Consider the following 25,903-nt stretch of genomic DNA (forward strand, 5'->3'; position numbering starts at 1 on the left):
ATGGGCGCACGCGACGACGTACCGGACGGCGCACAGGACCGCGATGGCGCGGGGGAGCGGCTGCCGCAGTCACCGGGCCCGCGAAAGACCCCGGACCCGTCACAGGCGCCGGGGCTTGAAGGAGCGCCGGACGGTCCGGCGGAGGTGCCGGATCCGGCGGAGCTCCCCGACCTGCTGGACCTGGACCTGGCGGAGCTGCGGACCGTCCAGCACCCGGTGCTGGCAGAGATGCTGGCCGAACTGCGGACGCGGTCCGGACAGCCGAGCGAGATCCTGTGGGGGTTCAACAGCGCTTTCTGAGCGGCAAAGCGAGGGAGGGCGGGCTCGGTCGAACATCACTCGCGAGCAGCCAGTTCCGGTCTCCCCTCGTGATTGAACCGGACAATTTCGAAGGGGTCACGTTTGTCTCCGGTCCGCGTCCGGGAATGTCGCCCCGTACGGGCAGGGGGCCGTGGCGCGGTTCGCGGCGTGGGATCGCGCGGCCGTACAGCATGGGGGTGCCGGAGTGTCTGCAGAGGTGACCTCCCCGATCCCCGTGATCTCCGTGCCGCACCTCGGACCGCCTCTGCCCGAACGGGCCCCGTCCGAACCGCCGGGACCCGAACCGCCGTTTCCCTTCCGGCAGTTCATCGTCAAGGTGCACGGCCGCTGCAACCTGGCCTGCCGCTACTGCTACCTCTACGAGGGCCCCGACCACACCTGGCGCGGCCGTCCCACCGCGGCCCCGCCCGGCGTCCTGGAGCGGACCGCGCTGAGGATCGGCGAACACGCCCGCGCCCACGGCCTGACGGCTCTGTCCCTGGTCCTGCACGGCGGCGAACCGCTGCTGGCGGGCGTGGACACCCTCGCCCGGTTCACCGGCCTCGTACGCGACCGGGTCCCGGACGGCTGCACCGTGCACGCCACCGTCCAGACCAACGCCACCCTGCTCACCGAGCGGCGGCTCGCCGTCCTGGCCCGGCACGGCATCCGCGTCGGCCTCAGCCTGGACGGCGGCCTGCCCGAGCACAACACGCTGCGCACCGACCACGCCGGCCGCCCGTCCTGGCCCGCGGCCGCACGCGGCGCCCGCCTGATCGCCGAACGCCATCCGGAGGCGTACGCCGGGATCCTCACCGTCGTGGACCCCACCACGGACCCGGTCGAGCTGTACGAGTCGCTGCTCGCGCTGCGGCCGCCGGCCCTCGACCTGCTGCTCCCGCACGGCAACTGGTCCGCGCCGCCACCCCACCGGGAGGGCCCGGGAACTCCCTACGGCGACTGGCTGTGCGCCGTCTTCGACCGCTGGTGGCAGGCCGGGCGACGCGAGACGCGGGTACGGCTCTTCGAGGAGTGCGTCGCGCTGCTCCTCGGGCTGCCCGCCGCCACCGAGTCCCTCGGCCTCGCGCCCTTCGACGCCGTCGTCGTCGAGACGGACGGCTCCATCGAGCAGGTCGACTCCCTCAAGTCCTGTTACGAGGGGGCGGCCAGGACCGGCCTCGACGTCTTCCGGAACAGTTTCGACCAGGCCCTGCGCCATCCCGGCGTCGCGGCCCGGCAGGCGGGCGCCGCCTCGCTGGCCGCGGCCTGCCGGGCCTGCCCCCTGCTCACCGTGTGCGGCGGCGGACACTACGCGCATCGATACCGGGCCGGACACGGCTTCACCAACCCGTCGGTGTACTGCGCCGACCTCCAGCGCCTCATCCCCCATGTCGCGGGGAGGCTGGCCCGGGCCGCCGCCGTCCCCGCCGCTTCCGAAGGAGACGTCCCGTGATCCTGCCGGCGGTCACGGACCGGGCCGTGAACGAACTCGGCCGCACCGAAGGCGGTCCCGAGACCCTCGGGCTCCTCGTCCGCGACCAGCACACCCGACGGCTGCTCCTGCTCCGCGCGGTCCTCGACGCGGCCGAGTCGGCCGGCCCGAGCGTCTGCCCCGCCGCCGCCCTGGCCCGGCTGCGCGAGGACTGGGCCCTGCTGGAGGAGGCCGAACGCCTGGAGCCGTCCGCCCACCGGGGACGGCCGTACCGGGACGGTCCGGTGTCCGGGCGGCCGGACGGGTCCGTGCCGGTGTCCGAGGGGCCGGGCGGGTCCGCACCGGAGTCCGAGGAGGGCACGGACGGGAACCGTCCTCCGCCGTCCCCCGTCCGTGCCCTCCTCCTCCACCCGCTGACCGGTCCATGGGCCCGGGACACCCTGCGCGCGCTCAGGTCCGGACCGGGCCCGCTCACCGGCCGGGACACCCGTGAACCGGCCCGCGCGCTCGCCCACTTCGGGTCACTCGCCGCCGTCGCCGCCGCGCGGGCAGGGGTGCCCTACGCGGTACGGCTGACGGCTCACGACGGCGTGCTGGCGCTGCCCTCGCTCGGCGCGCTGCGCACCGGCGGTCCCGGTTCCGGGGAGACGGAGGTGGCCGTCGTGCACCGGCGGGGGCGGCTGACGCTCCGGCGGCCCGGCGAGGCGGACGTGGTCGTCCGCCTGCAGAGCGGTGCAGGCGCCTGGTCGGAGGCCGCCGCCTGGACGCCGGCGTACACGCTGCCCGGCCTGGTGCCGGGCTCCGCCGCCGTACCGCTGGACGACCTCGACCCCTATCGGACCGCGCGCGGCGGACCCCGCCCGGACACCCTGAGCGGCCCGGCCGTCCTCGACGAAGCCGACCGCAAGCACTGGCTGCACACCTGGTCGGGCACCGCCGCGGCGCTCGGACTCGGCGGCGAGCGGCGCCTCGCGGAAGCGGTGACCCTGCTCCGCTGTCTGGTCCCGCTGGCCGCTCCGCCCGGCTCGGTTCCGGGCGGCGCCGGCGGAAGCTGCAGCGGTACCCGGCGCGAGGCTTTCGGCGCGGTCCTCAGCAGCGCGCCGGCGACGGCGACCGTGTTCGCGGCCACCCTCGTCCACGAGATCCAGCACACCAAACTCGCCGCGCTCAGCGAGATGATGACGTTCCATCACGCGGGTCCGGAAGCACGCCACTTCGCACCCTGGCGCCCCGATCCGCGCCCGTACGACAACCTGTTGCAGGGCGCCTACTCCCACCTCGCGCTGGCGGACTTCTTCCAGCGCAGCGCGCTCGCCGCCACGCTCCCCACCCTCAGGGACGCCGCCTGGGCGGAGCACGCGCGCTGTCAGGCACAGGTCGCGGCCGTCCTGCCGGCGCTCGTCGGATCGGGTGATCTCACCGTGCGGGGACGCAAGTTCGTCGACCGCATGGTCGAGGTGTACGAACGGCTCGCCGAGCAGTCGCCGCCCCGCGGACACGCGGCGCGCGCGACGGCGTACGTACAGGCGGCCCGGGCGCTGTGGACCCGGCGCCACGCACCGGGCGAATGAACCGCATGCCTCCAGGGGGCGCGGCGCGGGGTCGGCCGAGTCGGACCGGGACCGCCGAACGCGCCCCGCGCGCCCGTCGAGCGCCTCACGCCTCGCCCCGATTGAGCCATCCTCGCCGAAAGCCGCGGGTTCCCGGACACGGGAGGGCCAGTGCGCCAAGATCGTCGCTGAACACCTTTGAAAAGGAACCGTGGAGCAAGCGACTGGTGTGCGTCGGCGCCCTATCGCCGACCCTCGCGGCGGTTCTAAAATCACGCGCGGGGAGGCCGCTGCATGTCTGGAGCTCGTACGCCGGTCGGGCCAGCCGAAAGGGGGTCCGCGAAACAGACCGTCACGATCAGCTTCGCCGGTTTCAACCGGGCCTGGGCGGCCTGGATCGGGGACCGTCTGGAGCGGCGTGGACAACGCGTGGTGTACCAGCGCTGGGACTCCCCGGCCGAGGTGCCCCTCGTCGACCTGCTGCGCGACCTGACCCTGGCCAAGGGCCGCATCCTGATCGTCGTCAGCGAGTGGTACTTCCAGCTCGGCCCGCGCACCCACGAGGAGTGGAACGCCGCGCTGCGCGAGGTCGTCGCGCCCGACCCGTCCCGCTTCGCGGCCGTCTCCGTCACCAACAGCACACTGCCGACGGCCACCACCGTCCTCGGCGCGGTCGACCTGAACAACATGGGCGCCGACGAAGCCGAGCGCCGCGTTCTCGAACGCCTCGACCTGCCCTCCGAACCTCTCCCCGAGTCCGTCGACGGCGCCCGGCGCGGCCCCCGCTTCCCGGCCGCCATGCCCGAGGTCTGGGGCGGAGTACCGCGTCGCAACACCCGCTTCACCGGCCGTGAGCCGCTCCTGAACGACGCCTACCACCTGCTCCAGGGCGCCGAGGCGGGCGCGGGCGTGGTCACGCTGCACGGCATGTCCGGCGTCGGCAAGACCCAGCTCGCCGCCGAGTACGTCTACCGCTTCGGCTCCGAGTACGACGTGGTCTGGTGGGTCAACGCCGAGAAACGGGTCACCTACCGGCGCCGACTGGCCGAACTCGCGCCGCAGTTGGGCCTGTCGACCGGAGCGGAGTACGGCGAACGGCTGCGCGCCGTACGCGACTCGCTGCGCCGGGGCGACCCCTACTCCCGCTGGCTGCTGATCCTGGACGGCGCGGACGAGCCCGACCAGATCTACGACCTCGTCCCCACCGGGCCCGGCCACGTCCTGATCACCTCGCGCAACCCCGAGTGGAGCGAGCACAACAGCAGACTGCTGGAGGTTCCGGTCTACGCCCGCGACGAGTCCGTCGCCTTCATCCGCCGCCGCGCACCCCGTCTGACCGAACCCGAGGCCGACCAACTCGCCGAAGCCCTGGAGGACTTGCCCCTCCTGCTGGACCAGACGGCCGGCTGGCTCAACGACTCGGAGCTGTCCGTCCAGGAGTACATCGCCCTGCTGGACGGGGGCATCGACCAGGACGTCGTCAAGATCTCCGCCGACTTCCCGGTCGCCTTCCAGACCGCCTGGTCGATACTGCTGAACAAACTCCGCGACACCGTCCCGGAGTCCGTCGACCTGCTCCGCCTGTGCACCTTCTTCGCGCCGGGGTTCATCCCCGTACGCCTGCTGAAGGAGATGCCGCACGACCAGCTGCCGGAACAGATCGCGGGTCTGCTCAACGATCCGCTGCTGTGGAACAAGGCCATCAACCAGCTCCGCCAGTACTCCGTCGTCCGACTGGAGTCCCACGAGGCGGCCGGCGACGAGGCGGCCTCCTCCGGCGAGTCCCTGTACCTGCATCGGATGGTCCACCAGATCGTCCACAAGGACATGCCCGACGAGGACCGCCGCGAGTTCATCGACGTGGTCCGCCGCGCCCTGGCCGCAGCGGACCCGAGGCGCCCGACGGACACCCGGCTGTGGCCGGGGTACGCCGAGATCGTCCCGCACCTGAAGTACGCCGACGTCCTGCAGAGCAAGGACTCGGCGGTCCAGGGGCTGGTCTTCAACTGCCTTCGCTACATGTACCTCTCGGGCGAGTACGTGGCCGGCATCAAGCTCGGCGAACGCGCCATGGAGGCCTGGCGGATCCTGCTCGGCGAGAACCACGCACGGGTCTGGGAACTGACGCACCACTACGCCAACCTGCTGCGGGTGGTCGGCGACTACCAGCGCACCGAGGCGATCGAACGCGCCGCCGTCGAGCACCTGCGCGAGGAACGAGGCCCCCAGGACCTGGAACACCTCCGCGCCGCCACCGGCCTCGCCGCCGACCTGCGCGGCCTCGCCCGCTACGACGAGGCACTGGAACTCTCCCAGTGGATCTTCACGGCCTACCGGGACCTCCTGGGCGACGCCGACTCCCGCACCCTGGGCGCCCAGAACAACCTGGCGGTGTCCCTGCGCCTGCTCGGCCGTTTCGAAGAGGCCCTGGACATCGACCGGCGCACCATGGAGTCGCGCAGACAACTGCTGCGCGGCCGGCATCTGTGGACCCTCTCCTCCGAGATCCACTACGCGACCGACCTGCGCCACCTCGGCCGTTACACCGAGGCGGAGTCCATCCAGACGGAGAGCGTGCGCGAACACCGCATCGTCATGGGGGCCGACAACCCGCAGACCCTGGACGCCGAACACAACCTGGCCCTGTGCCAGTACCGCAGCGGCGACCGCCGGGCCGCGGGGGCCCTGTTCGCCCGTGTGCTGGAGCGCTGTGAACGCGTCCTGGGCGAGACCCATCCGCAGACCCTGCGGTTCGCCGCCACCACGAGCTGCTTCGTGCGCGAGCACGGCGACATCGACCAGGCGAGGGAGATCGGCGAGTCCGTCATCGCCCGCTACGAGATGATGCTCGCCGAGGGGCACCCCTACATCGCCGGTGTCCGCGCCAACCACGCCCTGGTCCTGCGGAGCGTCGGCGAACGCGATCACGCCCACGTCGCCATCGACGAGGCACTGGCCGACATGACCGTGGCGGTGGGCGAGAACCACCCCTGGACGCTCGGCTGCGCCATCAACGCCGCCGCCCTGCGCAACCTCATCGGCGACCCGGAGTCGGCCGCGGCGCTCACCCAGGACACGGTCGCCCGTGCCACCGAGGCCCTCGGCCGCACCCACCCGCTGACGCTCTCGGCCCGCATCGCCCTCGCCGCCGATCTGCGCGGCCTGCGGGACCGCCAGCAGGCCGAGAAGGTCGAACAGGCGGCCCTCGACGACCTGGCCGCCACCCTGGGCCCCCAGCACGTCCACACCATCTCCGCCCGTTCCCGCAACCGGCCCTTCTGGGACTTCGAACCGCAGGAGACGTGAGGGAGACATGAAGCCGGTGCCGGATCGCCCGGCGCCGGCACCGCACGGAACACCAAAAGGCCCGCCCCCGAGTCCACCAGGACTCGGGGGCGGGCCCCTTCACGCTGTCGTGCCGGAGGCCTACGCCTCGAACACCTCACGCACCAGCTGTTCCTGCTCCGCCTGGTGCCGCTTCGCGGAACCGACGGCGGGGGAGGAGGAGTGCGGACGCGAGATGCGGCGCAGGCGCTCGGCGCCCGGGACGTCCGCGCCGACCGCCAGGTCCAGGTGGTCGATCAGGTTGAGCGCGATGAACGGCCAGGCACCCTGGTTCGCCGGCTCCTCCTGGGCCCACAGGTACTTCTCGGCGTTCGGGTACTTGGCGATCTCCGCCTGGAGCTCGGCACCCGGGAGCGGGTACAGGCGCTCGATACGGATGATCGCCGTGTCCGTGGAGCCGCGCTTCTTCCGCTCGGCCTCCAGGTCGTAGTACAGCTTGCCGGCGCAGAACACGACCTTGCGCACGGCGGCCGCGTCGACCGAGTCGTCGCCGATGACCGGGCGGAACTGGCCCGACGTGAACTCCTCCGCCTTCGACGCGGCGGCCTTCAGGCGCAGCATCGACTTCGGGGTGAAGACCACCAGCGGCTTGTGGTGCGGGTTGTGCACCTGCCACCGCAGGAGGTGGAAGTAGTTCGACGGGGACGTCGGCTGGGCGACCGTCATGTTGTTCTGGGCGCACAGCTGGAGGAAGCGCTCGATCCGGGCCGAGGAGTGGTCCGGGCCCTGGCCCTCGTAGCCGTGCGGGAGCAGCAGGGTGACGCCGGACGTCTGGCCCCACTTCTGCTCGGCGGCCGAGATGTACTCGTCGACGACCGTCTGCGCGCCGTTGACGAAGTCGCCGAACTGCGCCTCCCACATCACCAGCGCGTCCGGGCGGGCCAGCGAGTAGCCGTACTCGAAGCCCATGACCGCGTACTCGGAGAGCAGCGAGTCGTAGACGTTCAGGCGGGCCTGCTCGTCCGAGAGGTACTGGAGCGGGGTGTAGTCCTCGCCGTTGACCCGGTCGATCAGCACCGCGTGGCGCTGGCCGAAGGTGCCGCGGCGCGAGTCCTGGCCGGACAGCCGGACCGGCGTACCCTCCAGGAGCAGCGAGCCGATGGCGAGGGTCTCGCCCATGCCCCAGTCGATCGTGCCGTCCTCGATCATCGCCGCGCGGCGCTGGAGCTGCGGGAGCAGCCGCGGGTGCACGGTGACGTTGTCGGGGATGTTGACCTGGGACTCGGCGATCCGCTTCACGATCTCCTGGGAGACCGCGGTGGACACGGCGACCGGGAACTCGGCCTGGACGTCCGGGACATGAGCCTCGGGCGCCTGCGCGACGGCCTCGCGGACCTCGGTGAAGACCTTCTCGAGCTGGCCCTGGAAGTCCTGGAGCGCCTGCTCGGCCTCTTCGAGGGTGATGTCGCCGCGACCGATGAGGGACTCGGTGTAGAGCTTGCGCACCGAGCGCTTCTTGTCGATCAGGTCGTACATCAGCGGCTGCGTGAACGCCGGGTTGTCGGACTCGTTGTGTCCGCGGCGGCGGTAGCAGATGAGGTCGATCACGACGTCCTTGTTGAACGCCTGACGGAACTCGAACGCCAGGCGCGCGACGCGGACGACGGCCTCGGGGTCGTCACCGTTCACGTGGAAGATCGGCGCCTCGATCATGCGGGCCACGTCGGTGGCGTACATGGAGGAGCGCGACGACTCCGGGGCGGCGGTGAAGCCGACCTGGTTGTTGATGACGATGTGGACCGTGCCGCCCGTGCGGTAGCCGCGCAGCTGCGACATGTTGAGCGTCTCGGCGACCACACCCTGGCCGGCGAAGGCCGCGTCACCGTGCAGGGCGACGGGCAGGACGGTGAAGTCCGTGCCGCCCTTGTTGATGATGTCCTGCTTGGCGCGGACGATGCCCTCGATGACCGGGTCGACCGTCTCCAGGTGGGACGGGTTGGCGGCCAGCGAGACCTTGATCTGCTCGCCGTCCAGGCCGGTGAAGGTGCCCCGGGCGCCCAGGTGGTACTTCACGTCGCCGGAGCCGTGCATCGACTTCGGGTCGAGGTTGCCCTCGAACTCGCGGAAGATCTGCGCGTACGACTTGCCGACGATGTTCGCGAGGACGTTCAGGCGGCCGCGGTGGGCCATGCCGATGACGACCTCGTCCAGGCGGGACTCCGCGGCGCTGTCGATGACGGCGTCGAGCAGCGGGATGACGGACTCGCCGCCCTCCAGGGAGAAGCGCTTCTGGCCGACGTACTTCGTCTGCAGGAAGGTCTCGAAGGCCTCGGCGGAGTTCAGCCGGCGCAGGATGCGCAGCTGCTCCTCGCGCTCCGGCTTGGAGTGCGGGCGCTCGATGCGGTCCTGGATCCACTTGCGCTGCTTCGGGTCCTGGATGTGCATGAACTCGATGCCGGTGGTGCGGCAGTACGAGTCGCGCAGCACGCCGAGGATGTCGCGCAGCTTCATCAGGGACTTGCCGGAGAAGCCGCCGACGGCGAACTCGCGCTCCAGGTCCCACAGCGTGAGCCCGTGCTCGGTGATGTCGAGGTCGGGGTGCTTGCGCTGCTTGTACTCCAGGGGGTCGGTGTCGGCCATGACGTGGCCGCGGACCCGGTAGGAGTGGATCAGCTCGAAGACGCGGGCGGCCTTGGTGACGTCGTCGTCGTGGCTGGCGTCGATGTCCTTGAGCCAGCGGACCGGCTCGTAGGGAATCCGCAGCGACTCGAAGATCTCGTCGTAGAAGCCGGTCTCGCCGAGCAGGAAGTTCGCGACGATGCGCAGGAACTCGCCGGAGGCGGCGCCCTGGATGACCCGGTGGTCGTAGGTCGACGTGAGCGTCATGACCTTGGCGATGCCGAGCTTGTTCAGGGTGTCCTGGGAGGTGCCCTGGAACTCCGCCGGGTAGTCCATGGAGCCGACGCCCATGATGACCGACTGTCCGGGCATCAGGCGCGGGACCGAGTGGACGGTGCCGAGGCCGCCGGGGTTGGTCAGCGAGACCGTGACACCGGTGAAGTCGTCCATCGTCAGCTTGCCGTCACGGGCGCGGCGGACGATGTCCTCGTAGGCCTGCCAGAACTCGAAGAAGTTCAGCGTCTCGGCCTTCTTGATGCCCGCGACGACCAGCTGGCGGTCGCCGTTGGGCTTCACCAGGTCGATGGCGAGGCCGAAGTTGACGTGCGGAGGCTTGACGAGGGTGGGCTTCCCGTCCTTCTCCACGAAGTGCCAGTTCATCGACGGCATGGCCTTGATGGCCTGCACCATCGCGTACCCGATGAGGTGGGTGAAGGAGATCTTCCCGCCCCGGGCGCGCTTCAGATGGTTGTTGATGACGATGCGGTTGTCGAAGAGCAGCTTCACCGGGACCGCGCGCACGGACGTGGCCGTGGGCAGCTCCAGGGAGGCGTTCATGTTCTTCGCGACGGCACCGGCGGGACCGCGCAGGGTCACGTACTCGGGGCCCTCGGGAGCCGCGGTGGCCGGAGCCGCCTTCGGCTGCGCGGCGGCCGGAGCGGCCTTCACGGGAGCCGGGGCCGCGGCGGCGGGCTTCGGAGCCGCGGGAGCGGCGGCCGGAGCGGGCGCGGGCGCGGCAGGCGCCTGGGGAGGAGCCTGGCGTGCCGCGGGCGGCACGGGAGCGGCCGGCGCGGCCGTGGTGGTGGTCCCTGCGGCCCCCGCGGCCGCAGTACCCGCCGGCGCCGAGGCGGCGGGCGCCCCGGGCTTGTAATCGGCGAAGAAGTCCCACCAGGCTCGGTCTACGGAATTCGGGTCCTGGAGGTACTGCTGATAGATCTCGTCGACGAGCCACTCGTTGGCACCGAAGGCGGCCGCGGGGTTCTTCCCGGCGGCTTGGTCATCGGTCGAGATACTCGAGTTACTGGGGGACTGTGGCGACACGGCGCTAACCGCCCTCTTCCGCTTCACAAGGTGATGGACAGCGGGAATAAAGGCTACGCCTCCCTGGCCGAGAAGGTCAGGCCGGGCCCGTCCAACGTCGCGTAAGTCACATCGGAATCCGTGTTTCGCCCATGGAAATGGCGGGAAACAAGCGTGGTTCCGCAGGGGAAAGGGTACGTCGGTCCGAGGCCGCGGCACGGTTCACGCGGTCCTGTGCCTGATCACACGTGTACGCCGGCGGCGACAGCGGTGGATCTTGCGACTCCGGTTCGAACTTTACGTCAACTTGGCAGAGAAGGAAGTCCCGGAAGGATGACCTGGATCCGGCAACCCCGCTGAGATTCGGCCACACCTATGCGTCCGCCGTGCAGATCCACCGCCCAGCGGGCGATCGCGAGCCCCAGTCCCGTACCGCCGTCGCTGCCAGGACCGTGCGGCGCGGGCACCCCGCCGCGGTTGAACCGCTCGAAGACGCGGTGCCATTCCGACTTCGGAATGCCGGGCCCCTCGTCCAGGACCTCCAGGGCCAGCGACTCGGGAAGGTCGCCCCGCCGGGCCCGTACCGTCACCCGGCCGTGCGGCGGGCTGTGCTTGACCGCGTTGTCGATGAGATTCGCCACGACCTGGTGGATCCGCTCCGGGTCCGCGTGCGCGGTCAGCTCCGGCGGGGACACGTCGAGGTGCAGATGGACGTCCTTGCGGGTGTGGCCGCCGCCGGAGCCAGAGGTGAGGTCCGCGCGCGCGGAGGCGACCATGTTGGCCTCCTTCAGCACCCCGGACAGATACGGCCACACCTCGAAGCGCCGCCTGCGCAGCGGTACGACGCCGTTGTCCAGCCGGGACAGGTCGAGGAGGGTCTCCACCAGCCGCCCCAGGCGCTCCGTCTGCTTCAGCGCGGTGCGCATCGTCTCGGGATCGGCCGCCGAGACGCCGTCCACGACGTTCTCCAGGACCGCGCGCAGACCCGCGATGGGGGTCCGCAGCTCGTGCGAGACATTCGCCACGAGCTCCTTGCGCTGACGGTCCTGGGCCTCCAGCTCGTCGGCCATGAGGTTGATCGTCTGGGCCAGGTCGCCCAGCTCGTCGCGCCGGTCGTCCCGCACCCGGCGGGTGTAGTCCCCGTGCCAGATCGAGCGGGCCACCGCGTTCATCTCGTCCAGCGGCGCGGTGAGCGAGTGCGCGACGAACTGTGTGATCAGCAGGGTGGCGATCATCGAGAACACCGTGATGAAGCGGAGCTCCGTCTTGGTGTGCACCGCGATCATCGACAGACCGGTGGTGATGAGCACGGAGATGACGACCAGCGCGCCCAGCTTGGTCTTGATCGAGAAGGGCCGCACCTCGCCCCAGGAGCCCGAGCTCCTGCGCTCACCGGACGCGCGCTCGCCGAGCCCGCGTCCCCGCTCTCCGGGTCCGCTCATCACATCAGCCCCTCACCCGGGTCCCGGTCACCCGGGCCCCGACCCTTCTGCGGAGTCCCGGCTCAGGGAGTCGGGGTCTCCAGTGCGTAGCCGACGCCGTGCACCGTACGGATCCGCTCGGCACCGATCTTGCGGCGCAGCGCCTTGATGTGGCTGTCGACGGTCCGGGTACCGGAGGCGTCCGCCCAGTCCCACACCTCGGCGAGCAGCTGCTCGCGCGAGAGTACGGCACGCGGGGTGTTCGCGAGGCAGACCAGGAGGTCGAACTCGGTCGGAGTGAGGTGTACGTCCTCGCTGCGGACCCGCACCCGGCGCTGCGCGTGGTCGATCTCCAGCTCGCCGAGCCGCAGGATGCCGCTGCGCGGAGTGGAGGCCGCGACGACCGCGCGCTCGACCCTGCGGAGCAGGACGTGCACCCGGGCCGCGAGCTCGCGCATCGAGAACGGCTTGGTCATGTAGTCGTCGGCGCCGACTCCGAGCCCGACCAGCATGTCGGTCTCGTCGTCGCGCGCGGTGAGCATCAGCACCGGCACCGGGCGGGCGGCCTGCACACGCCGGCAGACCTCCAGACCGTCGAAGCCGGGCAGCATGATGTCGAGGATCAGCAGATCGGGCTGCCATGCCTCGGCGGTGTCGACGGCGGCCGGGCCGTCACCCGCGGTTTGCACGAGGAATCCCTCGGCTCGCAGACGGGCCGCGATGGCGTCGACGATCGTGGGGTCGTCCTCGACGACCAAAACCCGGCGCTGAGCGCCCGGGGTCGCCGCCGTACCGTTCTGGGAGGTGTGTGTCTGCTCCATCGCCCGCCCCTGAAGTGTGCTTTCCGGAATCCGTGGGGTGATCCCATGACTGCGCTTGACGCTTGAATGATCCGCGTCAGGCAAGCAGGGTACGGGCAGTGGGTGCGCCTCGGCTATCCAGGCCTCACCGCGAGATGCACCACGTCGGGAACGCCCCGGGCAACGGGGATCACTTCGGTACGGACCCGGCGGAATCCGGCATTCCGCAAGGTAACTTCAAATTCCGGAGAGGGCTGCGCCGACCACACGGCGAGGACGCCGCCAGGCCTCAACGCCCTTGCACAGCTTGCCAGTCCGGACGCACCGTACAGTCCCGCGTTGCCTTCGGTGACCGTCCAGCCGGGTCCGTTGTCGATGTCGAGGCACAGGGCGTCGAACGTGTCGGAGATCTCATTGACGTAGTCGACGAGGTCCCTCTCGACGATGTCGGTGCGCGGATCGGCGAGCGCCTCGGCGGACAGCGCGGCGAGCGGGCCGCCCCGGTGCCAGTCGATGACGGCCCGTTCGCGCTCGACAACGGTGATGCGCCCCCAGCGGCGGTCGGCCGCGGCGTGCGCCAGCGAGAATCCGACGCCGAGCCCGCCGATCAGCACGCTCGGCTCCGGGCGCCCGTCCAGCGCGTCGTACGCCGCGTCCATGAGCAGCCGCTCGGAACGCCCGTCGGAGGTGTCCATCAGGAAGCACCCGTTGGCGATGATCTGGAGCAGTGCTCCGTGGCGCCGCAGCACGACCTCGCCGTACGGGCTCTGACGGCGGTCGATGACTTCGGGAGTCCCGTACGAGGCGGTCATGGCCGCCATCCTGGCATTTTCACCTGTACGGGTCGCGGGAATTCGCCGGGAACAGGGGGATGGCGTGACGGGGTGACGGCGGGCACCGCGAGGTTGACGCGGCGACGAGCCGGAGGCCTCGGACGCGGCTCGGACCGGCCCTCGGCGACCCCCGACCCGGGCTTCCACTCTCACCGGCCGGGCCTTCGCGCCCGCCGGCCGCTACCCGAACGGCCGTCCGCCGGTCACTGTTCGAGCAGCCGTCCGCCGGCCACCGCCCGAGCGGCTCACGGGCCTCTTCGTCCGCCCCCTCGCGGACAAGAAGCGACCCGTTGAGCCATAAGAGGGACGGCCGGGCGCCTGCTCAACGGCGGGGTGCCCCGTTCTGGGCGTCGGACGAGGACTGCCAGGCCTGCACGCCCGCCAGGGATGCCTCCTTGGCCTGCCGCCACTTCATGGCCGCCACCTGCGACGGAGGCACATCCATGGCTCGGAGCATGCGCCGGCCCGCGGCGAACACGGCGGCGGCCGCGATGACCATGCCGGTGCACGCCACCAGGGCACCGGCCGCGGTGAGCACGGCACCGGCCGTGACGAGCCGGGTGTCGATTTCGAGCTTGTTCTGGGCGAGGTGATGGTTCATGACTCCAACCATCCGAGGCCGGTGGCCACCTCGCATCCCGGGGACGGCCCGCGAGGTCCCGAAGCCCATGAGGCCGGGACGCCCGCACCGGGTTCAAAGCGATCGCTCAGAGCGAACGGCCTCCGGGGAACATTGCGGAGGCCCCGTGCATTGAGTCGACATAGCTCAACTTGACTGCCGAAGGGGAGATCATGGCTTCGACGTCCGCATCACTCACTCTGCCCGTGCTGCCGCTCGACGACGAGGTAGTGCTGCCCGGAATGGTGGTTCCGCTGGATCTGAACGACCCCGATGTGCGGGCCGCGGTGGAGGCCGCTCAGGCCGCCGCCCGTTCAACGCCGGGAAAGCCTCAGGTACTCCTGGTGCCGCGTATCGACGGGACCTACGCGAGCACCGGTGTGCTCGGCACGGTCGAGCAGGTCGGCCGGCTGGCCGACGGTGACCCGGGCGCGCTGATCCGAGGGCGTGGGCGCGTGCGGGTGGGCGCGGGGACCACGGGTCCCGGCGCGGCACTGTGGGTCGAGGGCACCCGGGTCGAGGAGACCGTGCCCGACCCGCTGCCCGGCCGGGTCACCGACCTGGTGAAGGAATACAAGGCCCTGGCCACGAGCTGGCTGCGCAAGCGCGCCGCCTGGCAGGTCGTGGACCGGGTGCAGCAGATCGACGACGTTTCCGCCCTTGCCGACAATTCCGGTTACTCACCGTTCCTTTCCGTGGAGCAGAAGGTCGAGCTGCTGGAGACCGCCGACCCGGTGGCCCGCCTGAAGCTCGCCACCGAACAGCTCCGCGAGCACCTCGCCGAGCAGGACGTCGCCGAGTCCATCGCCAAGGACGTCCAGGAGGGCGTCGACAAGCAGCAGCGCGAGTTCCTGCTGCGGCGCCAGCTGGAAGCCGTACGCAAGGAGCTGCGCGACCTCAAGGGAGAGGACGGAGAGGACGAGTCCGACGACTACCGCGCCCGGGTCGAGGCCGCCGACCTTCCCGAGAGCGTCCGCGAGGCCGCACTCAAGGAGGTCGAGAAGCTGGAGCGGTCCAGTGACCAGTCGCCCGAGGGCAGCTGGATCCGGACCTGGCTCGACACCGTCCTGGAGCTGCCGTGGAACGAACGGACCGAGGACGCGTACGACATCAGGGGCGCCCAGTCCGTGCTCGACGCCGAGCACGCCGGTCTGGAGGACGTGAAGGAGCGCATCACCGAGTACCTCGCCGTGCGCAAGCGGCGTGCCGAGCGCGGTCTCGGAGTCGTCGGCGGCCGGCGCGGCGGTGCCGTGCTCGCGCTCGTCGGCCCGCCCGGCGTCGGCAAGACCTCGCTCGGCGAGTCCGTCGCGCACGCCATGGGCCGCAAGTTCGTCCGCGTCGCCCTCGGTGGCGTCCGGGACGAGGCCGAGATCCGCGGACACCGCCGTACGTACGTCGGCGCGCTGCCCGGCCGGATCGTCCGCGCCATCAAGGAGGCCGGGTCGATGAACCCGGTGGTCCTGCTCGACGAGATCGACAAGGTCGGCTCCGACTACCGGGGCGACCCGGCGGCGGCGCTGCTCGAAGTCCTCGACCCGGCGCAGAACCACACCTTCCGCGACCACTACCTGGAGGTCGAACTCGACCTCTCCGACGTCGTGTTCCTCGCCACGGCCAACGTCCTGGAAGCCATCCCGGAGGCCCTGCTCGACCGTATGGAGCTGGTCCGCCTCGACGGCTACACCGAGGACGAGAAGGTCGTCATCGCCCGGGACCACCTGCTGCCGCGCCAGCTGGAGCGGGCGGGCCTGGAGAAGGACGAGGTCGTCCTCGACGAGAGCGCGCTGCGCAAGCTCGCGGGGGAGTACACCCGGGAAGCGGGCGTGCGGAACCTGGAGCGGGGCATCGCGCGGCTGCTGCGCAAGGTCGCGGCCCAGCACGAACTGGGCCGCCGGGAGCTGCCGTTCACGGTGAAGGACACCGACCTGCGCGAGCTCATCGGGCGTCCGCACCACGTGCCCGAGTCGGGGCAGGACCCGGCCGAGCGCCGTACGGCGGTGCCCGGCGTCGCCACGGGTCTCGCGGTCACCGGCGCGGGCGGTGACGTCCTCTATGTGGAGGCGTCGCTGGCCGACCCGGAGACGGGCGCGGCCGGTCTGACCCTCACCGGCCAGCTCGGGGACGTGATGAAGGAGTCGGCGCAGATCGCGCTCTCCTTCCTGCGCTCGCACGGCGCGGAGCTCGAACTCCCCGTCGGCGACCTGAAGGACCGGGGCGCGCACATCCACTTCCCGGCGGGCGCGGTCCCCAAGGACGGCCCGAGCGCGGGCGTCACGATGACGACCGCCCTGGCGTCGCTGCTGTCGGGCCGGCTGGTCCGCACCGATGTGGCCATGACCGGTGAGGTCTCGCTGACCGGGCGGGTCCTGCCGATCGGCGGGGTGAAGCAGAAGCTGCTCGCCGCGCACCGTGCGGGTGTCACGACCGTGATCATCCCCAAGCGCAACGAGGCCGATCTGGACGACGTCCCGGCCGAGGTCCTGGAGAAGCTCGACGTCCACACCGTCACGGACGTCCGCCAGGTCCTGGAGCTGGCACTGGCGCCGGCGACGAACGGCGCGGTGCCGGAGGTTTCGGTAGCCGCGTGACGGAGGTTGCCGGAAGGGAAGGCCCGGGTCCCGTGAGGGAGGCCCGGGCCTTCGCCGTGCCGCTCGTCGGGCGCCTTCGCCGTACGTCGGGCTGTCCCGCTGCCCTGCCGTACTGCTGTACTCCTGTACTCCTGTACGCCAGGTGTGTGTGTCAGCCGTTGGCCAGTGCCTGCACCCGGTCGAGCGCACCGTTGAACTTGTCGTGGTCCCCGACCGTCGGTCCTGACGACGTGTACTGCCAGATCGTGTAGTAGTCCCAGCCCGCCGGGAGCGTCCCCGGATCGGAGGCGTACCGCGCTATCCACAGGGGGTGGGTGGACGCGAAGCCGCTGTAGTTGCCGGTGCACTGGGTCCACCAGCTCGCGGCCGTGTAGATCACCGCGTCACGGCCGGTCCTGGCCTTGTACTGGGTGAGGAAGCTGCTGATCCAGCTGACCATCGCGCTCTGCGTCTTGCCGTAGCAGGCGGCCCCGTACGGGTTCCACTCGATGTCGAGGGTGCCGGGCAGCGTCCTGCCGTCGCCCGACCAGCCGCCGCCGTGGTCGACGAAGTAGTTGGCCTGGGTGGCGCCGGTCGTCGTGTCCGGGGTCGCGAAGTGGTACGACCCGCGGATCATGCCGATGTTGTACGCGCCGTTGTACTGCTGGGCGAAGTACGGGTTCGTGTAGTACGTCCCCTCGCTCGCCTTGGTGTAGGCCCACCTGACCCCGCTGTTCCACAGCGTCGACCAGGCGACGTTGCCCTGGTAGCCGGCCACGTCCACACCTTCTGTCTGGGTGGCGTCACCGGTGGACGGCGTGCCGTCCTGACCGTCGTGGTCGATGACCCCCATGCCCATCCGGGCGGAGCCGCGGGCGGGGGTGTCGGCGGCGGAGGAGGGGAGGGTGGAGAGGAGGGAGAAGGCGGCGAGCAGGGTTCCTGCCGCGAGCACTCGCAGGCGGCGGGGCGTTCCGGATCCGTGCACGGACATGTGCGTGCCTCCGAAGGGCGATGGAGCTCCGGAGCCCGGGGGAGCTCGGGGGAGCTCGGTGGGGGGAAAAGCGCGGGCATGCGTGCCCCGGGGGGATCAGGTCGTCCTTGACCTGGGAGTGGCGTGCGCATGCCAGTAAAGGTGTCTGATAAAGAAGCTACGCACGTAGAAGACGGTGTGGGAAGAGGGGCCGGGGGCTGCCGTTGGTCTACGCCTGCGAAATACTGGCGGAGCTGCGGCAACGGCGAGTTCTGGCAGAAACTTTCAGGATCGGGAAACCGGGTCAGGGGTGCTGACGTGCACGAGGGCGGAAACGACGGCGGACGTCCGGTCGAATCCGGCGTGTCGGGAAATGGTATGGACCGGCCCGCGACGCACGGCGGTGTGGAGCGCGAGTTCCTTTCCCTGGAACGCGAGTTGACCGTGTTTCTGCGCCGCGCTCGCGCCAACCAGGGGGAGATGGCCCGCGAGGTCCATCCGGACCTGGAGTCCGCCGCGTACGGGCTCCTCGTCCGTCTGGAGGAGTGCGGCCGCCAGCGAGCCACGGAACTCGCCGCCTACATCGGCGTCGGCAAGGCCACGATGTCCCGGCAGCTGCGTGCCCTGGAGGAGCTGGGCCTGGTCGCGCGCGAGCCCGACCCCGCCGACGGCCGCGCCTGGCTCGTCCACCTCACCGATGAGGGCCGCGGACGTGTCTCCAGCGTCCGCGAGGCCCGCCGGGCCCGCTATGTCCGCCAACTCGCCCACTGGGACCAGAACGAGGTCGCGGAACTCGCCCGCCTGCTGAACCAGCTGAACCGCGGCATGGAGAGGTAGCTCCGTCCGGCCGGCGCCCGCGCCTCCGGACAGCTCCCCGCACGGTTTCCCGAACGGCGCGCCGCGCGGCGCGCCGTTCGTGGTTCCCCGCGCAGCTCCCCTCGCGGTTCCGGGAAGAGCGCGACGCGCAGCGCCATTCACGGTTCCCCCGCGGCTCGACGCGCGGCCCCGCTCACAGGTCCACGAAGACCACCGTCGCGTCGTCGTGCGTCTTGCCCCGCCGGGACCCCGGCCGCTCCGACGCGTCCGTGCGCTCCAGGCGCCGTACGCGCTCGACGAGCGAGGCCGGGCCCTCTTCGCGCACGAGGGCGAACAGTTCGGCCCAGTCGCCCGCGTGGAACCTCTCCACCCACCGGGTGGCGCCGTCCGTGAGGGCGGTCAGGGCGCGGACCGAGGACCGGGGGAGGGTGCCCGTCACCGCGCGCGAGGCGACCGAGGGGTCCGCGGCGGCCGTGAAGAAGCCGCCCTCCTTGTTGCGGACGGTGGAGTCGGCGACGGCGTCCGAGGCGAGGGCCGTGCGGGGGAGCCGCGAGAGGCGGTCGTCCAGCAGGGCGGTGACCTCGCCTGAGGGGGATTCCACCAGCAGGGCCGAGTCCGAGAGGATCAGGTACTCGACCCGCGACGCGGACCACCGCGCGAGGACCACGGTTGCCTGGGGCGTACGCGGGTGAGAAAGGTCACAGGTGTCGGCGTGTGCGTCGGCGACGCGGCGAATCGCCCGCGCCAGGACCTCCCGCAGGGGTAAATCCCCCTGCGAAACGGACAGTTCGGTCAGCGCGCCGCCGAGCCGCGCGGAGAACCAGTGGACCGAATGCAGACAGCCGTCGCCACCCCGGGGCGGTGTCACCCCGTCGAGCACGACCAGTGAACCGCCCTGTCCTGAAGCGGGAAGCCCGACCGATGCGAAGTCCTCATTGGGGTGGTCCGGGTCTCCGGGCTCCGACACGAGTTCAGTGCGCATTCCGCCAGTCTGCACGAGCCCTTCACAAGGGCACCGGAAGGGCGCCGGGCAACGCCCGACGTGCGGTTCAGCAGCTCAGGCGCCGGGTTTGGCATGGAATGATCGACTCCGGCAAAACGTGGCGGCGAATACTGCCAAAGCCCGTCCCGGACGTCCAACCGGCCCGCCGCGCGGGCCCGCGGCGGGCGCCGGGGAGACTTGCCCGCCAACTCCCCTCCGATGTTCACTCCTTCGGGTGGCGGGTCAGATGATGCGGGACCACTGCCCACCGGCACTGGGAGGGTCGGGAGCCGTACCGGGCGTACGCCGCGATTGACGGGACGTCACCCGGGCCCCAAATGGGTACACGAGTCAGGAATGCGAGCACCGGTGCAGAAGACGCGGCCGAGGCGCACAGGCAAGAAGACGGCCTCCAACTCCACAGAGGGTGGCGCCGTCGGCGACGCCACCGGCTCCACGGGCCGGGGCAGGACCGCCCATGTACGCAACCGGCTGATCGTGGCCGTGGCGGTCGTCGCGGCCGCCATCGCCGGAGCCGGGGCGCCCATGGTCCTGTCGGCCTCACAGCAACTGAACGATTCCCAGAATCTGGTGACGCTCGCCCAGCGCACCCAGCAGGCGCTGACCCTCGCGCACGCGCTGGCCGACGAGCGCGACGAGGTCACCTCCTACGTCGCCGCCGGCAGGCCCAAGGCCAAGGCGCCCTCCGAGCGGCGCAGCGCCCTGGTCGACCGGCAGGTCGACGAGCTGCGCGCGGACGCGGACGCCCCCGCCGCGCTGCTAGAGGACCTCGACGGCATCGCGACACTCAGGCGATCGGCGCTCACCGGGAAGAGCTCCGCCCTGGAGGCGCACCAGGCGTACTCCGGCGCCATCGCCGAACTCCACGCCCTCGCCGAGGAGCTGGCCGACCGGATGCCGCCGCGCGCGGGCGCCGGTTCGCACGCCCTCGCCGAGCTGGACACCGCCGTCCAGCAGTCCGCCGCGGCCCGCGGACTGCTCCTGGCGGCCCTTGGCATCCCGCACACCACCCAGAACATCTACAACCCGGTCACGGGTCTGACGACCACCACGAACACCTCGTCGGCCGCCGACGCCAAGCAGCGCGACGCGCTGAGCGCCGCCGCCCAGCAGGCGCGCCTCCGCTCCGACGCGGCCATCGCGGACTTCCGCGAGACCGCGCCCAAGCAGGCCGTGACGTCGTACGACTCCACGGTCACCGGCCCCGACGTCGGCTCCGCGGACAAGTACCTGGCCAACCTCACCGCGCAGCCGAAGCTCTCGGACTCCGCGCTCGGCACCGGCGTCAAGAAGCTCGACGCCGCCCTGTCGGCCCGGATCGAGCTGATGCGCGGAGCCGAGGCCTCCCTCAACGACCACCGCACCAAGAACGTCGAAGCGCTGCGGGACGACGACGTCACCGCGCTGGAGCTCCGCGTCACCCTGCTCGGCGTCCTGATGCTGGTCGCCGCCGGCATGACGATGGCCATGGCCCGCAGCCTGACCAGGCCGCTCGCCGTCCTGCGCCTCGGCTCGGCCCGGCTCGCCGCCGACCCGGCCGCCGGAGAACCGGTCAAGTTCACCGGCCGCAACGACGAGTTCGCCCAGGTGGTCCGCTCCGTCAACGCACTGCACGCGCACGCCGCCGGTCTGCACGAGCGGATCGCCACCCTCGAAGGCGACCGCAAGCACCTCGTCGGCCAGCGCCAGCAGATGGCCGAAGAGCGCGACCAGCTGCGCTCCGGACTCGCCGAGGCGGCGGCCCACCTGGAGCAGGTGCGCGGCACCATCCACAGCACCTTCGTGAACCTCGCGCTGCGCACCCTCGGCCTCGTCGAGCGCCAGCTCGGCGTGATCGAGGGCCTGGAGGAGCGCGAGCAGGACCCGGACCGCCTCTCCACCCTCTTCAAGCTCGACCACTTCGCCACCGTCATGCGGCGGCACAGCGAGAACCTCCTCGTTCTCGCGGGCGCCGAGCACGTCCAGCACCACGCGGGCCCGGTCCCGCTCGTCGACGTCGCCCGTGCCTCGGTCAGCGAGATCGAGCGGTACGAACGGGTGCGCATCGCCGCGCTGCCCCCGCACGCGCACATCGCCGGGTTCGCCGCCGACGACCTCAGCCACCTGGTGGCCGAACTCCTGGAGAACGCCACCTCGTTCTCGCCGCCCGACGTGCCCGTCGAACTCTCCGGCTGGCTGCTGGAGAGCGGTGACGTGATGCTCTCCGTGCAGGACGAGGGCATCGGCATGACCGACGACCGGATGAGGCACCTCAACGCCCGCCTCTCCGAGTTCGACCCGGAGGACACGTACGACCAGGAGAGCGGCGAGGGACTCGGGCTCGGCCTGTACGTCGTGGCCAGGCTCGCCCACCGGCACGGTGTACGGGTGAAGCTGCGCGAGCAGAAGCAGGGCGGGGTGGCCGCCGTGGTCGTCCTCCCGAAGGCGCTGCTCGCCGCCGCCCCCGCGTCCACCGTCCCCGCCTCCGTCCGGCTCGCCGGCGGAGCCCCCGCGGTGGCCCTGCCGGGCGCGGACGCCGAGGCCAACTCCAATGTGCTGCGCGGCCGTTCGATCCTGCGCGCCTCGGTCGCGGCCTCGGCCGACGCCGAGGACCCGCTGATCGCGGCAGCCGAGGCGGCCGTCGAGGAGTCCGCCGCCGGACCGGAGGCGGTGTCCGAGCGGACGCCGGCCGCCGAGTCCGGGCCGGCCGTGCAGGCTCCGGTCATCCCGGCGCCCCGTGAGCCCGAGCCCGAGCTCACCTCCGAGACGACGATGGAGCTGCTCCTCCCTGAGCTCGCCCCGCAGGCCCCCGCACAGGACGCCGCCGAGGAACCGGCCGCCATGGCCGCCATGGCCGCCACAGCCGGCACCACGGGGACGGCCGACGCACCCGGCCCCGGATCCCCCGAGCCGGCCCAGGCCCTCGCCGGGGACACGACGGCCGCACGCCCGGACACGACGACCACGCGCGCGGACACCACGCCCGCCGGTGTCACGGAGACCGCCTCCCGCACGGACGGGACGGCCCCCGGTGTCACACAGACCGCGTCCGACCCCCGTGTACCGGCCGCGGAGCGCACTCCGGCGGCGGACGTCCACCAGGGAACGGCCACCGAGGCACCCGCGGGGTCCGCGGCCGACACCCCGGCCGCAGGTCCGGCAGCCGCCGACCCGTACGCCATCGGCCCGGACGACCACGAGCGTGTTCCCGACGAACACCCCAGGGTCACCGACAAGGGCCTGCCCAAACGCACACCGAAGATCTCCGCCCCCGCGACCGCACCGCGCCCCCGCGTGGGCGGCGTGGACGCCGACGCACTGCGCCGCAGGCTCGGCGGGTTCCACCGGGGCGCGATCGAAGGCCGACGCGATGTGGAGGCCGAGATCGCGGACCGGACGGCGGAGACCCCCACGCCCGAAGGACAGACCCCGCCGGCTCCCGCACCCGCGCACGCGCCCGCAGGACCCGCGTCCACCGATCACCGGACCGGCGCACAGGACGTAGAAGCATCGGGGGGCACAGTCGAGGAGGCAAGCAGTTGACCGCGACCAGTACCTTCGGCCTGAGCAGCGAAGCACGTAACCTGCACTGGCTGCTGACCAATCTCGTCGAGGAGGTGCCCGGCCTCCAGTCGGTCGCGGTCGTCTCCTCCGACGGCCTGCTCCTGCTCTCCTCCGACCCCGGCCACAACGCCGAGGCGAGGACGGCCGACAGCGTCAAACCGAAGGGCCCCAAGGGCTCCGCGGCCGACCTCGCCACCATCGTCTCCGGCATCGGCAGCCTCACCCTCGGCGCCGCCAAGCTGATGGACAACGGCGGCGTCAAGCAGACCATGGTCGCGATGGACGAGGGCAGCCTCTTCGTCATGGCGATCAGCGACGGCTCGCTGCTCGGAGTGCACGGATCCGCGGACTGCGACATGAGCGTCGTGGCGTACCACATGGCGCTCTTCGTCGGCCGGGCCGGACATGTCCTGACCCCCGAGCTGCGCATCGAGCTCCGAAAATCCCTCGAGGCCGACGCTCCCGGGAGTGCCTGATGACCGCGTCGAACGGCGTCAAGAAGCTCCCGGTCCGCGGCGGCGACCGCAAGCCCGCCCGCGTACGCCCCTATTCGCTCACCGGCGGACGTACACGCTTCGGCCACGTCCTGCTGGTGGAGACGTTCGTGGCCGCGCTGGAGGCCCCGGATGCGCGCAAGGAGCTGACCAACGGCTCGCTCACCACCCGGGTCATGCCCGAGATGCGGGCCATCGTCGAACTCTGCCGCCGGATGCGTACGGTGGCCGAGATCGCCGCCCTCCTCAGGATGCCGCTCGGAGTGGTCCGGGTGCTCCTGAGCGACCTGGCGGACCAGGGAAAGATCCGCGTGTACGGAACAGGTCACGGCCCGGGACAGCCGGACCGCGCTCTGCTGGAAAGGGTGCTGAGTGGACTCCGCCGTCTCTGACGCCGAACCTGGCGTCGCCCCCCTCCTCGACGAAGAGGAGAACCTGAAGGCCTGGCAGACGGACCGCACGCGCGCGCCGATCGCCACGAAGATCGTGGTGGCCGGCGGCTTCGGCGTCGGCAAGACCACCCTCGTCACCTCCGTCTCGGAGATCACGCCTCTCCAGACGGAGGCGCTGATGACGCAGGCCAGCGAGGAGACCGACGACCTCACGGGTACGCCGGACAAGCTGACCACCACCGTGGCCATGGACTTCGGGCGCATCACGCTCGACGACGACCTGGTGCTCTACCTCTTCGGCACGCCGGGCCAGCAGCGGTTCTGGTTCATGTGGGACGACCTGGTGCGCGGCGCGATCGGCGCGGTGGTCCTCGCCGACACCCGCCGCCTCTCGGACTGCTTCCCGGCGCTCGACTACTTCGAGAGCTGCGGACTGCCGTACGTCGTCGCCGTCAACCACTTCGACGGCAGCGACGAGTTCGAGCCCGACGACGTGCGCGAAGCACTCACGGTGCCTTCACACATACCTGTCATGATCATGGACGCGCGCCGCCGGATCTCGGTCGTCGAGACCCTGCTCGCGCTCGTCGGCCACGCGCTCGAAGTCAGCCCCGAATAGGGACGCCCGAGTCCTAGGAGAAGCAACCCGCATGCGGAAGATACTCGTCGTCGGAGCCGGCCAGTCCGGACTCCAGCTCGCCCTCGGACTCCAGTCGCACGGGTACGAGGTCACCCTGATGTCGAACCGGACGGCGGACGAGATCCGTTCCGGCCGGGTCATGTCGACGCAGTGCATGTTCGACACGGCGCTCCAGCACGAGCGCGATCTCCAGGTGAACTTCTGGGAGTCCCAGGCCCCGAAGATCCAAGGGCTCGGCGTCTCGGTCGCGGCCCCCGGTTCCTTCGACCCGGGGCCCTCGCAGCGCGTCATCGACTGGGTCGGCAAGCTCGACGGGTACGCGCAGTCGGTCGACCAGCGGGTCAAGATGGCCGGCTGGATGGAGACGTTCGCGCAGCGCGGCGGCCAACTGGTCATCCACGGCGCGGCGGTGTCCGACCTCGACTACTTCTCCCGCGCCTACGACCTGGTGCTCGTCTCGGCGGGCAAGGGCGAACTCGTCTCCATGTTCGGCCGTGACGCCTCCCGCTCCCCGTACAACGAGCCGCAGCGCGCCCTCGCGGTGTCCTACGTGCACGGCCTGGGCCCGCGCCCGGAGCACCCGGACTACGACGCGGTCCGCTGCAACCTGGTCCCCGGTGTCGGCGAGCTCTTCATCATGCCGACGCTCACCACCTCGGGACGCGCCGACATCCTCTTCTGGGAGGGCATTCCCGGCGGCCCGCTCGACGTCTTCAACGGCGTCAAGGACCCCGCCGAGCACCTCTCCCTGACCCTGGAACTCATGGAGCGGTTCACGCCCTGGGAGTACGCCCGCGCCACCAACGTCGAACTGACCGACGCGGGCGGCACGTTGTCCGGACGGTACGCCCCCACCGTCCGCAACCCGATCGGCCGGCTGCCCGGCGGTGGGCTGGTCCTCGGCGTCGCCGACGTCGTCGTGGCCAACGACCCGATCACCGGCCAGGGTTCCAACTCTGCGTCCAAGTGCGCCGCCGCCTATCTTGCCTCGATCGTCGAGCAGGGCGACAAGCCCTTCGACGAGGAGTGGATGCAGGCGACGTTCGACCGCTACTGGGACACCGCGCAGCACGTCACCAAGTGGACCAACGCGATGCTGGGCGTCCCGCCGGAGCACGTGCTCAACCTGATCGGAGCGGCGGGCCAACTCCCGCCCGTGGCCGACCGGTTCGCCAACGGCTTCAACAACCCGGCCGACTTCGAGAACTTCTTCTTCGACCCCGAGAAGACGGGCGCCTACCTGGCGTCGGTCACCGGGGCCTGATGGCCTTCTGACCCGCGGTCCGGCAGCCGTCGCCTGTCGTTGCTTGCCGCCTTCGG

General features: G+C 71.2%; 18 protein-coding genes. 11 read left to right on the plus strand and 7 right to left on the minus strand.

The genetic code is table 11. From position 1 onward, the window contains the following. From fxsA to fxsT, 4 genes are all read left to right on the plus strand, one after another. Positions 1–300, plus strand: a complete 300-nt coding sequence (fxsA, locus tag OG485_RS28615) for an FxSxx-COOH cyclophane-containing RiPP peptide (protein ID WP_328671373.1) — start codon at positions 1–3, stop codon at positions 298–300. A 265-nt stretch (positions 301–565) separates the two neighbouring features. Continuing rightward, positions 566–1,753, plus strand: a complete 1,188-nt coding sequence (locus tag OG485_RS28620) for an FxsB family cyclophane-forming radical SAM/SPASM peptide maturase (RefSeq protein ID WP_328674702.1) — start codon at positions 566–568, stop codon at positions 1,751–1,753. Beyond that, positions 1,753–3,303, plus strand: a complete 1,551-nt coding sequence (locus OG485_RS28625; RefSeq protein WP_328674703.1) for an aKG-HExxH-type peptide beta-hydroxylase — start codon at positions 1,753–1,755, stop codon at positions 3,301–3,303. The genes OG485_RS28620 and OG485_RS28625 overlap by 1 nt, the downstream gene beginning before the upstream one ends. 273 nt (positions 3,304–3,576) lie before the next feature. Continuing rightward, entirely contained in the window at positions 3,577–6,588 is a 3,012-nt protein-coding gene (gene fxsT / locus OG485_RS28630; protein ID WP_328671374.1) for an FxSxx-COOH system tetratricopeptide repeat protein, read from the plus strand. A 120-nt stretch (positions 6,589–6,708) separates the two neighbouring features. On the opposite strand, the gene OG485_RS28635 is transcribed toward fxsT, so the two are convergent. The 5 genes from OG485_RS28635 to OG485_RS28655 form a co-directional block, all read right to left on the minus strand. Then, a complete protein-coding gene (locus OG485_RS28635) occupies positions 6,709–10,506 on the minus strand; it encodes a multifunctional oxoglutarate decarboxylase/oxoglutarate dehydrogenase thiamine pyrophosphate-binding subunit/dihydrolipoyllysine-residue succinyltransferase subunit (protein WP_328671375.1) in 3,798 nt (1,265 codons plus the stop codon). 281 nt (positions 10,507–10,787) lie between these two features. Beyond that, positions 10,788–11,927 (minus strand): HAMP domain-containing sensor histidine kinase, encoded by a 1,140-nt coding sequence (locus OG485_RS28640; RefSeq protein ID WP_328671376.1) that lies wholly within the window; start codon positions 11,925–11,927, stop codon positions 10,788–10,790. Positions 11,928–11,989: 62 nt separating this feature from the next. Then, on the minus strand, positions 11,990–12,727 hold the full coding sequence (locus tag OG485_RS28645) for a response regulator transcription factor (protein ID WP_037620929.1): 738 nt from the start codon (positions 12,725–12,727) through the stop codon (positions 11,990–11,992). 113 nt (positions 12,728–12,840) lie between these two features. Further along, entirely contained in the window at positions 12,841–13,518 is a 678-nt protein-coding gene (locus tag OG485_RS28650; protein WP_328674704.1) for a spermidine synthase, read from the minus strand. A gap of 343 nt (positions 13,519–13,861) precedes the next feature. Then, positions 13,862–14,140, minus strand: a complete 279-nt coding sequence (locus OG485_RS28655) for a hypothetical protein (RefSeq protein ID WP_328671377.1) — start codon at positions 14,138–14,140, stop codon at positions 13,862–13,864. Between the two features lie 191 nt (positions 14,141–14,331). On the opposite strand from OG485_RS28655, the gene lon reads away from it, so the two are divergent. Next, positions 14,332–16,746 carry an endopeptidase La gene (lon, locus tag OG485_RS28660; RefSeq protein WP_328671378.1) on the plus strand — a complete coding sequence of 805 codons (2,415 nt, stop codon included), beginning with the start codon at positions 14,332–14,334 and terminating at the stop codon, positions 16,744–16,746. 151 nt (positions 16,747–16,897) lie between these two features. Here lon and OG485_RS28665 read toward each other — a convergent pair whose 3' ends face one another. Beyond that, positions 16,898–17,716, minus strand: coding sequence for a lysozyme (locus OG485_RS28665; protein WP_328671379.1), 819 nt, complete (start codon positions 17,714–17,716; stop codon positions 16,898–16,900). 297 nt (positions 17,717–18,013) lie between these two features. Here OG485_RS28665 and OG485_RS28670 point away from each other — a divergent pair, with 297 nt between their 5' ends. Continuing rightward, positions 18,014–18,532, plus strand: a complete 519-nt coding sequence (locus OG485_RS28670; RefSeq protein WP_328671380.1) for a MarR family winged helix-turn-helix transcriptional regulator — start codon at positions 18,014–18,016, stop codon at positions 18,530–18,532. Positions 18,533–18,704: 172 nt separating this feature from the next. Here OG485_RS28670 and OG485_RS28675 read toward each other — a convergent pair whose 3' ends face one another. Then, the gene (locus OG485_RS28675) at positions 18,705–19,493 is read right to left on the minus strand and encodes a protein phosphatase 2C domain-containing protein (RefSeq protein WP_328671381.1); all 789 of its coding nucleotides are present in this window, start codon (positions 19,491–19,493) and stop codon (positions 18,705–18,707) included. 369 nt (positions 19,494–19,862) lie between these two features. Here OG485_RS28675 and OG485_RS28680 point away from each other — a divergent pair, with 369 nt between their 5' ends. The 5 genes from OG485_RS28680 to OG485_RS28700 are packed head-to-tail and all read left to right on the plus strand — an operon-like array spanning position 19,863 to position 25,847. Then, positions 19,863–23,036, plus strand: coding sequence for a sensor histidine kinase (locus OG485_RS28680; protein ID WP_328671382.1), 3,174 nt, complete (start codon positions 19,863–19,865; stop codon positions 23,034–23,036). Then, the gene (locus OG485_RS28685; protein ID WP_328671383.1) at positions 23,033–23,533 is read left to right on the plus strand and encodes a roadblock/LC7 domain-containing protein; all 501 of its coding nucleotides are present in this window, start codon (positions 23,033–23,035) and stop codon (positions 23,531–23,533) included. Before OG485_RS28680 ends, OG485_RS28685 begins: the two co-directional genes overlap by 4 nt. Further along, entirely contained in the window at positions 23,533–23,943 is a 411-nt protein-coding gene (locus OG485_RS28690) for a DUF742 domain-containing protein (protein ID WP_328671384.1), read from the plus strand. The genes OG485_RS28685 and OG485_RS28690 overlap by 1 nt, the downstream gene beginning before the upstream one ends. Further along, on the plus strand, positions 23,924–24,562 hold the full coding sequence (locus tag OG485_RS28695) for a GTP-binding protein (protein WP_328671385.1): 639 nt from the start codon (positions 23,924–23,926) through the stop codon (positions 24,560–24,562). The genes OG485_RS28690 and OG485_RS28695 overlap by 20 nt, the downstream gene beginning before the upstream one ends. Positions 24,563–24,593: 31 nt before the next feature. Beyond that, positions 24,594–25,847 carry a styrene monooxygenase/indole monooxygenase family protein gene (locus OG485_RS28700; protein ID WP_328671386.1) on the plus strand — a complete coding sequence of 418 codons (1,254 nt, stop codon included), beginning with the start codon at positions 24,594–24,596 and terminating at the stop codon, positions 25,845–25,847. Positions 25,848–25,903 lie beyond the last annotated feature (56 nt).

This window comes from Streptomyces sp. NBC_00328, from assembly GCF_036139655.1.
Lineage (GTDB): Bacteria > Actinomycetota > Actinomycetes > Streptomycetales > Streptomycetaceae > Streptomyces.